This is a genomic window from Ruegeria atlantica (genome assembly GCF_013032005.1).
GTDB lineage: Bacteria > Pseudomonadota > Alphaproteobacteria > Rhodobacterales > Rhodobacteraceae > Ruegeria > Ruegeria atlantica_A.
In genome coordinates, this window is the sequence record NZ_WQBE01000001.1 from 971,905 (window position 1) to 985,879 (window position 13,975).

The following is a 13,975-nucleotide window of genomic DNA, read 5'->3' on the forward strand; positions in this document are numbered from 1 at the left end:
AAATCATATATTAAGTTGTTTGAAAACTTCAGGAAGCAACTCGGGCAAGTCTTCAGCGATAAGCCCCGGGCCAAACGCACGCGCGCATTCCACATGCAACCAAGCCGCTGTTTCAGCGGCCTTCATCGGGGCAAACCCACGCGCGAGCAGCCCGGTGATAAAACCAGCCAGAACATCGCCGGACCCGGCCGTAGCCAACCAAGGGGCCGCACGGTCGTAGACTGCTGCATTGACCGAACACTGTCCGTTCGGCGCCGCGATCACCGTGTCCGGCCCCTTGAACAAGATCACGCACCCTGCCCGCTTGGCGGCCTCGCGTGTTGCATCCACCTTGGAATAGGCCGGGCCTTTGGTTGCAGGGGCTGACAGCTTTTCGGCAATATCCGGAAACAACCGCGCAAACTCACCACCATGTGGTGTCAAAATGCAGTTTTCATGCAATTGCGCGGACAAGACTGCGGGATCATCTGCAAAAGCTGTCAACGCATCCGCATCCAGTACAGTCGCGCGCTTGGCGTTCAGAGCCGCTGGCACCAAATCCCGCGCACGTTCCAGCCCCAACCCGGGGCCAAGGCACAATGCGTTGAGTCGCTCGTCCTGCAGCACTTGTGTCAGGCCATCCGCCCCCTCGACCCTCTGCAACATGATGGCTGTGACCTGCGCAGCGACCTCCATCTGAGCTGCCGGAGGCACCGCCAACGTCACAAGCCCTGCCCCAATCCGCAGAGCCCCGCGCGCCGCCAATCGAGCAGCACCGGTTTTAGCCGGACCACCCGAGCAAATAAGGGCGTGGCCGTGGGTGAACTTGTGATGCTGTCTAAATTTGGGCAAGCGACAGAGCGGCAACCCGCCCCATGTTCGCTCGTCCTTCACGCGGCCCGGCGCCTCAGCAAGGGTTAGAAATGCAGGGCGGCTTGCCCGGCGAAAAGGTTTGGGGCCTAATGTGAACGCATCGTCATATGGTTCACCGTTAAAACGGCAACGCTGAATAGAGATACCGATGTCTTTAACTACAAGCTTGCCACACAAATCCGGCCCTTGCGCCAAGAAATGCCCCGGCTTTGGACTGTCGAAACAAACAGTCAACCGCGCAAAACGGTCTTGAAAAGCGCCCGCGCCGCCAGCTTGGGCAACCTTGTTCCGAAACTCTGCAGGAACACTGTCCAGAAACTCGCGAGGCCATGGGTCCGGAGGCTCTTGATGCAACACCCGCCCGGCGTCCAAACACAAGCCGGACGGGGCGTCGATGCTGACTAAGCGGTCGGTGTAATGATCACCATTCACACCAGAAAGATGTCGAACGACGTTGAACAATTCACCGTCCAAACCGCGTTTCAGTCCCGTCCCGAACAGAGCATCAACGTAAAGATCAGCAAAACCACCTTTGCGCATGTCCTGTTCGGTCAGCGGTATAACCTCCCCTAACTCAAGCCATCGATCATAATTCACTCGCGCATCTGGCGGCAGCTTCTTGGGATCGCCATAGAGAAAGACCTCGACCTCCCAACCCCACTCTTTCAGCAATCGCGCAACGACAAACCCATCACCACCGTTATTTCCCGGACCGCACAATACCACGGCTCGACCCAAGGTTTTCGACAGCTCTGGCCACTCTTCGAATATAGCCTCGACAACGCCGCGCCCAGCCCGTTCCATCAACTCCAGCCCGGTCACCTCGCCAGACTCAATTGCGGCCTGTTCGATGGCCCGCATCTGTGCGGCTGTCAGCAATTCCGTCATCTCAAATTCCCCTGACGATTCAATTCTGATTACTTTTTGTGCAAATCGATCAAAATTTCACCCACCGCTTAATTTCTCACCACAAGGGCCCGGCCATTTTCGCAATCAGATTGCCGACCGATCTTAGACGTGATCAGTGCCTTTCTGACAAGAGTTATAGGAGCCCGGGATGAAGAAGATCGAAGCGATCATCAAACCGTTCAAACTGGACGAAGTGAAAGAGGCGCTGCAGGACGTAGGTGTCCAGGGCCTCAGCGTGATCGAAGTCAAAGGGTTCGGTCGACAGAAAGGTCACACCGAGCTCTATCGAGGCGCTGAATACGTGGTCGACTTTCTGCCCAAGGTGAAGATCGAGGTCGTTCTGGACGATGACCAGGTTGACGCCGCCATCGAGGCCATCGTGTCCGCCGCGAAAACCGACAAGATCGGCGACGGCAAGATCTTTGTCTCGCCCGTTGAACAAGCCATTCGCATCCGTACCGGCGAGACCGGTTCGGAAGCCCTGTAATCGAACACCCAATAGAGGAATAAGAGTATGAGCAAGGACGCAGTTCTTCAGCTGATCAAGGACGAAGGCGCCGAATACGTCGATGTTCGCTTTACCGACCCGCGCGGCAAGTTGCAGCACGTGACCCTGATGGCCGATCAGGTTGACGAGGATTTCCTGGAAGAAGGCTTTATGTTCGACGGTTCGTCCATTGCGGGCTGGAAGTCGATCGAAGCATCGGACATGAAGCTGATGGTCGACACCGACAGCGCCTATGTCGATCCGTTCTATGCCGAAAAGACCATCTGCGTGCACTGCTCGGTTGTCGAGCCCGACACTGGCGAAGCTTATGAGCGTGACCCGCGCGGCACCGCTCAGAAAGCCGAAGCATACCTGAAGGCATCGGGTATCGGTGATGTGGCCTATATGGGCCCCGAAGCCGAGTTCTTCCTGTTCGACGATGTTCGTTTCTCTAACACTATCAACAAAGTATCCTACGAAGTTGATGCAACCGATGCATCGTGGAACACCGACACCGAGTACGAGATGGGCAACATGGGCCATCGTCCGGGCGTCAAGGGGGGCTACTTCCCGGTCAACCCGATTGACGAAGCACAGGACCTGCGTTCGGAAATGCTGTCGACCATGAAGCGTCTGGGCATGAAGGTCGACAAGCACCACCACGAGGTTGCCTCGTGCCAGCACGAGCTGGGTCTGATCTTTGACAGCCTGACTAAACAGGCTGACGAGCTGCAGAAATACAAGTACATCATCCATAACGTTGCCCACGCCTACGGCAAGTCGGCGACCTTCATGCCGAAGCCGATCGCAGGCGATAACGGCACCGGTATGCACGTCAACATGTCGATTTGGAAAGACGGCAAGCCGCTCTTCGCTGGCGACAAGTATGCTGATCTGTCGGACGAAGCCCTGTGGTTCATCGGTGGTGTTCTGAAGCACGCCAAGACCCTGAACGCCTTCACCAACCCGTCGACCAACAGCTACAAGCGCCTGATCCCAGGTTTCGAAGCTCCTGTTCTGCGCGCCTACTCGGCCCGTAACCGTTCGGGTTGTGTCCGTATTCCGTGGACCGAAAGCCCGAAAGCCAAGCGCGTCGAGGCTCGCTTCCCCGATCCGGCTGCGAACCCTTATTTGGCGTTTGCCGCACTGCTGATGGCCGGTCTGGACGGCATCAAGAACAAGATCGATCCGGGCGAAGCCATGGACAAGAACCTGTACGATCTGCCCGCCGAGGAACTGGCCGATATCCCGACCGTTTGCGGCAGCCTGCGTGAAGCTCTGGAAGCTCTGGCATCGGATCACGACTTCCTACTGCAAGGCGACGTGTTCACCAAAGACCAGATCGACGGCTACATCGCACTGAAGATGGAAGAGGTCGAAACCTACGAGCATACTCCGCACCCGGTTGAGTACGGCATGTACTACAGCTGCTAAGCTGCAGTTAAACTTAAGAAAAGCTAAGGGCGTCCTACCGGGCGCCCTTTTGCCGTTCAGGATAACACATCTTGACTGACACGCACGAACGTCCGAGCCTCGTCCAAAAGTATTGATCAGAGGATTTTGGGAGGGCGCGATGCGATTGATGTTGAAATTCACAATACCGGTTGAAAAAGGCAATCAAGCAGAACGGGACGGATCGCTGGGAAAAGCCATCGAAGCGCTTGTGAAAGGCGTCAATGCAGAGGCCGCCTATTTTGCGCTGGAACACGGAAAACGCATGGGCATTGTCATTTTCGAGGAAAGCGATCAGGCCCACATGCCGAAAATCAACGAGCCCCTGTTTGCCGCATTGAACGCCAATATCGAAATTCAGCCCGTCCTGACGGCCGAGGATCTGCAGCGAGCATTATAAGTGCCACTCGGATCGCGGGGTCGGTTGGAATTAGCTTATTTAGGGATTCTTTTCATGAAGCGATTTGCAATTTTACTGACCCTTACGCTGGCTCTGCCCACAATTGCGGCCAGCGCCCCTTGCGGCAATACCAGCAGCGGGTTTGAGGTCTGGAAGAAGGACTTTGCCAAACAGGCTAAACGCGCGGGAGTCAAAAAGAAGGGATTGCAGGCGCTGGCGCAAAGCCAATACGCCACCCGTACAATCGCGGCAGACCGCAATCAAAAAAGCTTTAAATACTCGTTGGACAAATTCATGCGGGTACGCGGCGCCGACGCGATCGTGTCGCAAGGACGCAAGCGCAAGGCCCGCAACCCGCAGTTCTATGCCGCGCTGGAGCGCCAATACGGCGTCCCCAGCGGAGTGCTTATCGCCATTCACGGAATGGAAACGGGGTTTGGAAATTTTATGGGGGACAGTCAGGTTGTTTCCGCGATCACAACACTGGCTTATGATTGTCGCCGTTCTGACTTCTTTATTCCACATGCCATCGGTGCGCTAAAACTGGTCGATCAAGGCAGTATTACGACGGCAACCCAAGGGGCTAAACATGGCGAATTGGGGCACACTCAATTCCTGCCGGGCAATGCGTTGACCTATGGGGTCGATGCAACCGGTGACGGCCAGGTCGATTTCTACAATATGACAGACGCGCTTGCCTCAACTGCCAATTTTCTACGCCAAAAAGGATGGAAACCGGGGCGTGGCTACCAGCCGGGGCAACCCAACTTCGCTGTAATTCAGCAATGGAACGCTGCCACGGTCTATCAGCAATCCATTGCGATTATGGCAGCCCGAATCGACGGCTGAGACCTGCCACAAATCTGCGCCTGCACACCCCAATCCGGCCACATTGTTGCCACAGACATTAAGTGGCCCCCAAAATGTCTAGGTTTCCATAGAGTAATCAATCCTGCCAATTTTGGATTTTTTTCCATTTCTGCCAAATTCTGCCCCATATCGCTTGTTAACCTGTTTGGTAAGACAGGATGCGACAAGGGACAGCGCAGTGACTACGAAGCACAGCTATCATGGTGGTCTTCAATTCGACGGTGAGACCGACGGCGCGATCGAGCGGTTCGGTGCCATCGTCGCCACGACATTGGAAGACTATGGCCATCTGGTCGAACGTAAGACCATGCTAAGCGCAACCGAAGCCAGCATCGTATCCAGCCAGTATCTGGTGCGCCTGACTTTGGAAACTCAGGCGACCGGAGCAGAAGACCGTTTTGAGCGGTTGGACCGTGCCGCCGGGTTAAAGACCGCCCATCGGCCGATCGTGACCCTTCCGCAGAGCCGTTTGGCAATTACAATCTCTCCGGTATCAGCGCTGCTGGATGACAGTGAAATCTCAGAGCTTATGTTGGTGGTCATCCTGTATCGGATGGTTGATATCTGCGCGACGCAGCGCGTCGAATGGCTGTCGCCCAACACAGTTCTGACCGTGGAACAGTTCATGAGCGCGTTCAACACGCTGACGCCTTCCAAACCACGCAACAGACAACAGATTTTCGAGGCAGTGACAGGCCCGTTCGCGGGGCTGGCCATTACTGAAGAAGACCTGGATGAGCCACAAAAAGAGGCGCTGAAACCAGCAGCCCGGCCGATCCAGCTGTCGGATGAGCAGTTGCTCAGCATCGCTTTCCGGACAGAACCTATCGAGCAACCTACTGATCGGGACGAAGATACGCCCCCCCTCGACCACGATAAGCCCAGCGATATCCTGCGACTGTCCAGTTGGGGATTGACCGGGGCCGTGGCAAGCGTGTCAGTTCCGATCGCGGTCTCTCTGGCCGCAGTGAACCTGATCAAAGGTGAAGATTTTCGCCTTAATACTCAGGTACTTGCCTACTCCGTCGCAATCTCCGCTCTCAGCACAAGCGGGGCAATTGCCGGTGTCGCAAACGCGTTTGGCATGTAGCACTAAACCGAAGACCCTCCTTGGAAGCCCCGCCACTTAGGCGGGGTTTTCCGCTTTGCGCAGGTGCTTTGCCTCAAGCACATAAGTATGGATTGAAAAGACCACGGCCTTCGTTTCAGGCAGACGCAATAGCGTCTGTCGTTCGCTGCGCAAATACTGTGCGACCCCAGGTTCTTGGACATCACGCGGTGCGCTGGCACTGCGGGGTTGGTGCAGTTCCGCGTCCTCGTACCACAAGGCATTGAAGCGCCAAAGCGGACGTTCAGATTGTATTCCATCAAACAGGCGCTGCACGCGGCGGGCGATATCGGCATCATAGCTGGCGACGGGCCCATGAATGTCGATCAAGGGGCGCATGAATTTTTCAGACAAACGCCAACTGGCGGGAAAACAAAGGATGGCACCGGTCAGAACGTGTTCATCCCCGTGCTTTTGAAGGATACAGAAATCTTCCTGCACCAGACGACACAGCATATCCATGGGGTTGGAGTGGTCGATTTCAACACCCTGCCCGTCCGGGCGTATGACCCGGTCCAAACACCCAGGGTAAGCGTGCTTTAGGACAAGGTTCAACAGCTCCTGCGCCGCAGGTTCGGCACTTGGGTCCAGCGCCAGAACTTCTGCCCGTCTTTCGGTCAACAACGTCGTGCGCCGCTGCATCTGCGCGGCAAACACATCATCACAATGCAGCCAATCATCCATGCTGCCCGGTTGGATGCCGGGCAAAGGACGTGGGGCAAGCGGATCATAAGGAATTGAGGTCTGGAGGATCGTCATGCCTTTGACCTAACACCAGTTTACTGGATTGTCGGTCAAAAAGCGACGGATGCCCGGTCGCAAACCTTCAAGACGTGGGGGAAATGATTCTCCACGCTCGACCGCAGGCAGGGAGACCCACTATGAACCAGCACTATCGCGACAGCCGCAAGATTGACCCGGCAAAGGGCGCTACGCTTGGCGACGGCACCCCGAACGAGAATGATCGGATTGAGATCGGGCCGACGCAGCTGGCCTTTGCCGAATGGGAAGCTGCCGGGCTTGCCCTGCCCGATCTGGCGCGGATGCGGGAATACCGGTGGAAGCGCCTGACGAAGGCCATCGTGGATCGTGGCTATGGTGGGCTGCTGATGTTCGATCCGCTTAACATCCGTTATGCCACGGACAGCACCAATATGCAGTTGTGGAACACCCATAACCCGTTCCGCGCCGTGCTGCTGTGTGCCGATGGCTACATGGTGATCTGGGACTATAAAAACTCTCCCTTCCTGTCGAAATTCAATCCTCTGGTACGTGAACAACGCTCGGGAGCGGACCTGTTTTATTTTGACCGTGGTGACAAGGTGGATGTTCAGGCCGACGTGTTCTCGAACGAGGTACGGCTGCTGATCGACGAACATGGCGATGGCAACAAACGTCTGGCCGTCGACAAGATCATGTTGCACGGCCTACGCGCGCTTGAGGCGCAAGGGTTTGAGATCATGGAGGGTGAAGAGGTCACCGAAAAGACCCGCGCCGTAAAAGGCCCGGATGAGATCCTGGCCATGCGCTGTGCCAATCACGCCTGTGAAACCGCGGTGGCCGAGATGGAGAAGTTCGCGCGCGCCAATGTGGGTGACGGCAAGACCTCCGAGGACGACATCTGGGCCGTACTACATGCCGAAAACATCCGGCGCGGTGGGGAATGGATCGAAACCCGCCTGCTGGCCTCGGGGCAGCGCACCAATCCTTGGTTTCAGGAATGCGGCCCACGCATCACGCAAAAGAACGAAATCATCGCCTTTGATACCGATCTGATCGGATCTTACGGTATCTGCATCGATATTTCGCGCACGTGGTGGATCGGGGATGAGAAACCCCGCCCTGACATGGTTTATGCCATGCAGCACGCCCATGAACACATCATGACCAATATGGAGATGTTGAAACCCGGCGTGATGATTCCGGAACTGACCGCCAATGCACACAAGCTGGACGACAAGTTTCAGGCGCAAAAATACGGCTGCCTGATGCATGGCGTGGGTCTGTGTGATGAATGGCCTCTGGTTGCCTATCCGGACAAGGCGGTTGCGGGCTCATACGACTATCCGCTTGAGCCCGGCATGGTGTTGTGTGTCGAAGCCGCCTGTGGCGAGGTTGGGGGCGATTTTTCGATCAAGCTGGAAGATCAGGTGCTGATCACCGAGGACGGGTATGAAAACCTCAGCACATACCCGTTTGATCCTCAGCTTATGGGTCTAACATAAAGGATTAGTCCGGCCAGGTTGAGCGGCGGACGTTACCATGCCAGTCCTCGTGTGGGATGGCGGCTTCGGTTGTAGACGGTGCCGCCTGTGGCCAATTTTGCCCCACAGAGAACCCCAGAATTCCGGTCAGGGCAATGATGATCAAAAGATCGGGACGAATAACAACGCCACGCGGGGCGGATGCAGTATGTGCCATTTGAGCCTCCTTGGCTGACTGTGTGTGACGTCTGCAAGATGGACATCAGAGAAAAATAATTAAAACGAATATTTGATGGATAAAGCATCACAGATGTTGAACTTTAAATTCTCACAAGAATCCGACCCAAATATCTGTATTCCCCTCACCTTCCCGTGACGCTTCTTACAATGGGGTTGAGTGCCCAGACCGAAGCACACACTATTGGGGCCATCCCGATAGGTAAGGAATTGTCATGCCCACCGAACGCATCACTTTTGCCGGTCACGACGGCAACCAGCTGGCTGCGCGCCTTGATTTGCCGGATGGACCGGTACTTGCGACCGCGTTGTTTGCGCACTGTTTTACCTGTTCCAAAGATATTCCCGCTGCCCGCCGTATTGCTGCGCGTCTGGCGGCTATGGGCATTGCTGTGTTGCGTTTTGACTTCACCGGTCTGGGCCATTCGGGCGGAGAGTTCGCGAACACCACCTTTACCTCAAATGTAGAGGACCTGATTGCCGCCGCGCATTATCTGGCCGGGCGAAACATGGCTCCCGCCTTGCTGATCGGTCACTCATTGGGTGGGGCTGCCGTTCTACGTGCGCGCGCAGGTATCCCAAGCGTCAAGGCAGTAGTCACGCTGGGCGCACCAGCCGATCCTGGACATGTCTCGCACCATTTTGATGCTGCACTGCCCCAGATCGAACAGGAGGGATCAGCCGAGGTTATGCTGGGCGGTCGCCCGTTCCGCATCGGCAAGGCTTTTGTCGACGACATTTCAGAAACGGCTCTGACTCCTGCCATTGGCGACCTTAAAGCTGCCCTCCTGGTCCTGCACGCCCCCCGGGATGAAACCGTCAGCATCGACAATGCCAGCACCATCTTTCTTGCTGCCAAACATCCCAAAAGCTTTGTTACGTTGGACGATGCCGATCACCTGATCACGCGGGCCTCGGATGCGGAATACGCGGCGGATGTGATCGCCGCATGGGTCAAGCGATACGTCACACTCTGCCCACCGGCACCGCCGCCGGGCGCGCCCGAGGGCGTGGTGCGCGTGACCGAAGTTGATCCCTCCGGGTATTTGCAGGATATCCAATCCGGCCCCCGGCATCACGCGGTTGCGGATGAGCCTGAATCCTATGGCGGTACGGATCGGGGCATGTCGCCTTATGGCTTTGTTTCCTCGGGTCTGGGGGCGTGTACGTCGATGACGATCCGCATGTATGCGCGGCGCAAGCGGTGGCCACTGACGGGTATCTCGGTCGATGTCTGCCACAACAAAGTACATGGTCAGGATGCCGGTCTTGCCGGAGACGGCAAGATCGACGTGTTCCGCCGCAAAATCCGCCTGGAAGGACCGCTGGATCAGGAACAGCGTACCCGGCTGCTGGAGATTGCAGATAAATGCCCTGTACACAGAACGTTGGAAGGGTCAGCCCATATCACTACGGAACTTCTGACCTGACCCTCTGAAACTATCTGCGCGGTCGTGGCGCCGGGCGATGGATCGGCGGTCTGGCTGCGGGTGGTCGCGCCACTGGCGGACGCGGTCGCGCAGGTGGTTTTGCAACCGGCGGCTTTGGTCTTGCCGGAGGTTTGCCAGCAGGCGGTTTCGGCCGCGGAGGCCGGTCGACGTCAATATCTACGTCAACATCGCGTCGATAGTAGTCATTCCACAGCATCGAGTCATAAAACGGGTCGTAACCGTATCCATAGCCGACACCAACTGAAACACTGTCACATGCTGACAGTGCAAAACTTGCAACACCAAGCCCCAGCGCAAGGATTGTACGTTTGATACGTTTTGTGATCATCGGCACATCTCCTTACTGCGTGGCCCGAAACGACGCGAAAACGGCATTCAGGTCGTCAACATATGCCGGATCAGCGCCATTGCGCAGGATCGCGACAACAACGGCCACGCGACCGTTTGGCAGGTCAATGACCGAGGCCGTAAAGTTGATGCCACGCCCGTCGCGGGTGCCGGTACCCCGGATCACCCGCGCCGGCAAACCGCCAATTCGTGTGTCGGACGTGTTGGTAACCTCGGGATCTTCAACAAGAAACTTATCAATATCTTCAAGATATTGCAGGCCGTCTTTAATTGACTTTACGCCAGCAGGTGAAACGAACCCCATCCAGACGTTGTCATCGGTCAAAGGCCGTATGGCCATGACACGTGCGACAGCGCGAAGATCACCCAGTTCCGTATCCTCAATCTCACGCGGGCCGCCCGTTCGCACGACCCAATAGTCAGGCACCGAAAAGCCAAACAGGGCGCGCCCTGCTTCGGTGTATGTGACAGGAGTATCCGCAGACGCCGGTGTCACAGCCCCTAACCACAGGGCGGCACAGGCGGCCAGAGTCGAGCCAGTAAAAATTCTCATTTCTAAATAACCTGATGTTTTCGTTGAATGCAGCTTGGCCTGCGGTGGCCGGTTTTGTCCAGCATCTCTTGGAATAGGCCACAAAAAACCGCGCCCGGATTGCTTTGGGCGCGGTGTCATTCACAAAGTTATTCGGAAATCAGTTGTGGGCGTCGCCAACCAGTTTCCACAGGCCGGGGATCAGCAGAGCGGCCAGCGCCAGTTTGATCACATCCCCCATCAGGAAGGGCGTCAGACCCCATTCCAGGATCGGCTTATCCCAACCATAGAGCTGACCCAGCCAAAGCAGGCCGGGCACATAGATCAGTACATTTGCCAGCACCAGCGCCAGCGCCAGTTTCCCGACCGAGCGATCCCAACCGCGCGCGGCCAACGCGCCCAGCAGTACGGTAGCCATCAGGTAGCCGACCAGATAACCGCCAGTGCCGCCCATCATGTAAGTCAGCCCAAATTTCTCGGCCGAGGACCCGGCGAAGACGTCAAAACCCAGCGCGCCGATCAACAGATAGCCCAGCATGGTGATCAGACCCAGACGCGCACCATAGGCGGTACCGATGGTCAGAACGGCAAAGGTACCCATGGTGATCGGTACCGGCCACATCGGAACTTTAATCTTCGCGGCAATCGCCAGCGTAACGATACCCACCGCGACCAAGGCCACCTGTTTCACGCGCAGCGCTGTACCCTCGCGCGGACCGATTGCTTCGGCCAGAACATTTGTAGTCATTTTCGTTTCTCCACGTTCGGATGGAAATTGGGGCACAGGATGGCCCATTTCACATCGAGACTTCAAGATGATTGCGCTATCGAGGGCGGTATTCGGTTTTCATTTCATAGGCTTTTCGCGGTCCGTTCACCGTCCAATGGACGGACCAAACCGGCCAGGCTGAGAAATCATAGACCGCATCATAGCTGTCTGGCGGACAATCATGATGATCCCTAGACTGCGAATGCTCCAGCTTCAATGTATGAAAAAACCGTCCGTCTTCGAAATGAACCGCAATCCCTTCGCCTGCATCCCGCCACAGGTAACGCCGGGTGCCTGTCATCTCGGCCTGACCCGGAATGCGCAGCGTAACCTCTTCATCATAGATTAACCCATTTTCAGCCGGGCGCAGAACCGCGTGACCTTCGGCTTGCACGAACTGCCCTGCCCGCGCGTCGTTTATGGTTCGGCTCAGACTCCAGCTCCCTTCGAACTCGGATAGGCTGCGCGGCTGGGTCATTCGGCATAGGTCCCGTCGGTGGTGCCTCCGCTGTCATCGACGAACCGGATCACGTCACCCTTTTTCTGAACGTCATAGCAGGCCCACAAATCAGAGGGCGGCCAGACCGAGCAATACCGATCCTCGCGCACCGCCCAACGGCCCGCGCTTGGGCGACCCGAGTAATACTGCGTCAGCATCGGTTCATCGAATGTCTGCCAGACGCCGTCCCCGTAATCGAGCTTCTGGCCGGTCAGGGCATCCAGAATCTCGTCTCCGGTCAGTGTCCGGAACTCTTCGGCGGCCAAAAAACCGGGCCAAACGGCCAAAATCAGGGCAAACCGTCTCATACTTGCACTCGTGCCTTGTTCCCTTGTGCGGCTGGGTTTAAACCCCGCGCCAACGCTCTATCCCAAACACAAAAAGGTCTCACCGCCAATGATTCCACGTTATTCCCGCCCCGATATGGTTGCCATCTGGTCGCCCGAGACCAAGTTCCGCATCTGGTTCGAGATCGAGGCTCACGCCTGCGACGCCATGGCCGATCTGGGAGTCATCCCGCGCGAAAACGCCGAGGCGGTGTGGAAGGCCAAGGACGTGGAATTCGACGTGGCCCGCATTGATGAGATCGAGGCCGTCACCAAGCATGACGTCATCGCCTTTTTGACCCATCTGGCCGAGCATGTCGGCAGTGAAGAGGCACGCTTTGTCCATCAGGGTATGACCTCTTCGGATGTACTTGACACCTGCCTGAACGTACAGCTCACCCGCGCCGCGGACCTGCTGATTGCTGACCTCGAAAGCCTGCTGGCCGCCCTGAAACGCCGCGCGATCGAACACAAGAACACCGTCCGCATTGGCCGCAGCCACGGCATCCATGCCGAACCGACCACCATGGGTCTGACCTTTGCCCGATTCTATGCCGAGATGGACCGCAACCTGTCCCGCATGCGCGACGCCCGTGCGGAAATCGCCACCGGTGCGATCAGTGGTGCGGTCGGCACTTTCGCCAATATCGACCCCGGCGTTGAAGAGCATGTCTGCGATCAGCTAGGTCTGGTGCCTGAACCGATCAGCACGCAGGTCATCCCGCGTGACCGCCACGCGGCCTTCTTTGCGACCCTTGGCGTCATCGCCAGCAGCATCGAAAACATCGCCATCGAAATCCGTCACATGCAGCGGACCGAGGTGTTGGAGGGGGCCGAGTTCTTCTCGATGGGCCAAAAAGGCTCCTCGGCCATGCCGCACAAGAAAAACCCGGTGCTGACCGAGAATCTGACCGGTCTGGCGCGCATGGTGCGCGCGGCGGTGATCCCAGCGATGGAAAACGTAGCGCTCTGGCATGAACGCGATATCTCGCATTCCTCGGTCGAACGCATGATCGGCCCGGATGCGACAATCACGCTGGATTTTGCGTTGGCCCGCCTAACCGGCGTGGTCGACAAGATGCTGATCTTCCCCGAGAACATGCTGGAGAACATGAACAAGTTCCCCGGTCTGGTGATGAGCCAGCGGGTTCTGCTGGCGCTGACGCAAGCAGGGGTCAGCCGCGAAGATGCTTATGCCATGGTTCAGCGCAACGCGTTGAAAGTGTGGGAACATCGCACCGACTTCAAAGAAGAACTGCTTGCCGACGCCGATGTCACCGCAGCGCTGAGCCCTGAAGAAATCGAAGAGAAGTTCGACCTCGGTTACCACATCAAACACGTCGACACGATCTTCGCCCGCGTGTTTGGCGAATAAATCCTGACCGTTCAGTCAGTTCAATGGGCCCGGTTCGCACAACGCGATCCGGGCCCTGCTCTTTTGCCAGACGGGTCAAAATCAGCTATGGTGCGCGTATGTTTCCAAACGGGAGAAATAGCATGATACGCACCATTCTCTGCGCCTTGGCCCTTA

The 13,975-nt window shown here is 56.9% G+C and carries 15 protein-coding genes; 8 read left to right on the plus strand and 7 right to left on the minus strand.

Annotated features, from left to right (window positions below; all coding sequences use genetic code 11):
- Positions 1-3: 3 nt before the first annotated feature.
- Positions 4-1,740, minus strand: a complete 1,737-nt coding sequence (locus tag GOX21_RS04825) for an NAD(P)H-hydrate dehydratase (RefSeq protein ID WP_170375826.1) — start codon at positions 1,738-1,740, stop codon at positions 4-6.
- 169 nt (positions 1,741-1,909) lie between these two features.
- Here GOX21_RS04825 and GOX21_RS04830 point away from each other — a divergent pair, with 169 nt between their 5' ends.
- The 5 genes from GOX21_RS04830 to GOX21_RS04850 all read left to right on the plus strand — a co-directional run bounded on the left by GOX21_RS04830 (position 1,910) and on the right by GOX21_RS04850 (position 6,060).
- Entirely contained in the window at positions 1,910-2,248 is a 339-nt protein-coding gene (locus GOX21_RS04830) for a P-II family nitrogen regulator (RefSeq protein ID WP_058280621.1), read from the plus strand.
- A gap of 27 nt (positions 2,249-2,275) precedes the next feature.
- Positions 2,276-3,682 (plus strand): type I glutamate--ammonia ligase, encoded by a 1,407-nt coding sequence (glnA, locus tag GOX21_RS04835; protein WP_170359023.1) that lies wholly within the window; start codon positions 2,276-2,278, stop codon positions 3,680-3,682.
- Between the two features lie 139 nt (positions 3,683-3,821).
- Positions 3,822-4,100 (plus strand): DUF3303 family protein, encoded by a 279-nt coding sequence (locus GOX21_RS04840; RefSeq protein ID WP_170375828.1) that lies wholly within the window; start codon positions 3,822-3,824, stop codon positions 4,098-4,100.
- A gap of 54 nt (positions 4,101-4,154) precedes the next feature.
- A complete protein-coding gene (locus tag GOX21_RS04845; RefSeq protein WP_170349087.1) occupies positions 4,155-4,949 on the plus strand; it encodes a lytic murein transglycosylase in 795 nt (264 codons plus the stop codon).
- A gap of 199 nt (positions 4,950-5,148) precedes the next feature.
- A complete protein-coding gene (locus GOX21_RS04850) occupies positions 5,149-6,060 on the plus strand; it encodes a hypothetical protein (RefSeq protein ID WP_226688305.1) in 912 nt (303 codons plus the stop codon).
- A 36-nt stretch (positions 6,061-6,096) separates the two neighbouring features.
- Here the strand turns inward: GOX21_RS04850 and GOX21_RS04855 are convergent, their stop codons facing one another.
- Positions 6,097-6,837, minus strand: coding sequence for a heme-dependent oxidative N-demethylase family protein (locus GOX21_RS04855; RefSeq protein WP_170375830.1), 741 nt, complete (start codon positions 6,835-6,837; stop codon positions 6,097-6,099).
- A gap of 122 nt (positions 6,838-6,959) precedes the next feature.
- Between GOX21_RS04855 and dddP the strand changes: the two genes are divergently transcribed.
- Complete coding sequence (gene dddP, locus GOX21_RS04860) at positions 6,960-8,303, plus strand: dimethylsulfonioproprionate lyase DddP (protein ID WP_170375832.1); 1,344 nt, start codon at positions 6,960-6,962, stop codon at positions 8,301-8,303.
- Positions 8,304-8,307: 4 nt separating this feature from the next.
- Here dddP and GOX21_RS04865 read toward each other — a convergent pair whose 3' ends face one another.
- Positions 8,308-8,499: a hypothetical protein gene (locus tag GOX21_RS04865; RefSeq protein WP_170349091.1), complete on the minus strand. Its 192-nt coding sequence runs from the start codon at positions 8,497-8,499 to the stop codon at positions 8,308-8,310.
- A 235-nt stretch (positions 8,500-8,734) separates the two neighbouring features.
- On the opposite strand from GOX21_RS04865, the gene GOX21_RS04870 reads away from it, so the two are divergent.
- Complete coding sequence (locus GOX21_RS04870) at positions 8,735-9,949, plus strand: bifunctional alpha/beta hydrolase/OsmC family protein (RefSeq protein WP_170375833.1); 1,215 nt, start codon at positions 8,735-8,737, stop codon at positions 9,947-9,949.
- A 361-nt stretch (positions 9,950-10,310) separates the two neighbouring features.
- Here the strand turns inward: GOX21_RS04870 and GOX21_RS04880 are convergent, their stop codons facing one another.
- The 4 genes from GOX21_RS04880 to GOX21_RS04895 all read right to left on the minus strand — a co-directional run bounded on the left by GOX21_RS04880 (position 10,311) and on the right by GOX21_RS04895 (position 12,426).
- A complete protein-coding gene (locus GOX21_RS04880) occupies positions 10,311-10,871 on the minus strand; it encodes a hypothetical protein (RefSeq protein ID WP_170375837.1) in 561 nt (186 codons plus the stop codon).
- A 139-nt stretch (positions 10,872-11,010) separates the two neighbouring features.
- Positions 11,011-11,598, minus strand: coding sequence for a biotin transporter BioY (locus GOX21_RS04885; RefSeq protein ID WP_170375840.1), 588 nt, complete (start codon positions 11,596-11,598; stop codon positions 11,011-11,013).
- Between the two features lie 76 nt (positions 11,599-11,674).
- Positions 11,675-12,097, minus strand: coding sequence for a DUF6314 family protein (locus tag GOX21_RS04890; RefSeq protein WP_170375842.1), 423 nt, complete (start codon positions 12,095-12,097; stop codon positions 11,675-11,677).
- Entirely contained in the window at positions 12,094-12,426 is a 333-nt protein-coding gene (locus GOX21_RS04895; protein ID WP_170375843.1) for a hypothetical protein, read from the minus strand. Before GOX21_RS04895 ends, GOX21_RS04890 begins: the two co-directional genes overlap by 4 nt.
- 88 nt (positions 12,427-12,514) lie before the next feature.
- Here GOX21_RS04895 and purB point away from each other — a divergent pair, with 88 nt between their 5' ends.
- Complete coding sequence (purB, locus tag GOX21_RS04900) at positions 12,515-13,819, plus strand: adenylosuccinate lyase (RefSeq protein WP_170375845.1); 1,305 nt, start codon at positions 12,515-12,517, stop codon at positions 13,817-13,819.
- The last annotated feature ends 156 nt before the right edge of the window (positions 13,820-13,975 follow it).

Coding starts and splice junctions, on each gene's coding strand:
- GOX21_RS04855 (WP_170375830.1), bottom strand. CDS start 6,837: ATGACGATCCTCCAGACCTCAATTCCTTATGATCCGCTTGCCCCACGT.
- GOX21_RS04845 (WP_170349087.1), top strand. CDS start 4,155: ATGAAGCGATTTGCAATTTTACTGACCCTTACGCTGGCTCTGCCCACA.
- GOX21_RS04885 (WP_170375840.1), bottom strand. CDS start 11,598: ATGACTACAAATGTTCTGGCCGAAGCAATCGGTCCGCGCGAGGGTACA.
- purB (WP_170375845.1), top strand. CDS start 12,515: ATGATTCCACGTTATTCCCGCCCCGATATGGTTGCCATCTGGTCGCCC.
- GOX21_RS04890 (WP_170375842.1), bottom strand. CDS start 12,097: ATGACCCAGCCGCGCAGCCTATCCGAGTTCGAAGGGAGCTGGAGTCTG.
- GOX21_RS04825 (WP_170375826.1), bottom strand. CDS start 1,740: ATGACGGAATTGCTGACAGCCGCACAGATGCGGGCCATCGAACAGGCC.
- GOX21_RS04870 (WP_170375833.1), top strand. CDS start 8,735: ATGCCCACCGAACGCATCACTTTTGCCGGTCACGACGGCAACCAGCTG.
- GOX21_RS04880 (WP_170375837.1), bottom strand. CDS start 10,871: ATGAGAATTTTTACTGGCTCGACTCTGGCCGCCTGTGCCGCCCTGTGG.
- dddP (WP_170375832.1), top strand. CDS start 6,960: ATGAACCAGCACTATCGCGACAGCCGCAAGATTGACCCGGCAAAGGGC.
- GOX21_RS04865 (WP_170349091.1), bottom strand. CDS start 8,499: ATGGCACATACTGCATCCGCCCCGCGTGGCGTTGTTATTCGTCCCGAT.
- glnA (WP_170359023.1), top strand. CDS start 2,276: ATGAGCAAGGACGCAGTTCTTCAGCTGATCAAGGACGAAGGCGCCGAA.
- GOX21_RS04895 (WP_170375843.1), bottom strand. CDS start 12,426: ATGAGACGGTTTGCCCTGATTTTGGCCGTTTGGCCCGGTTTTTTGGCC.
- GOX21_RS04830 (WP_058280621.1), top strand. CDS start 1,910: ATGAAGAAGATCGAAGCGATCATCAAACCGTTCAAACTGGACGAAGTG.
- GOX21_RS04840 (WP_170375828.1), top strand. CDS start 3,822: ATGCGATTGATGTTGAAATTCACAATACCGGTTGAAAAAGGCAATCAA.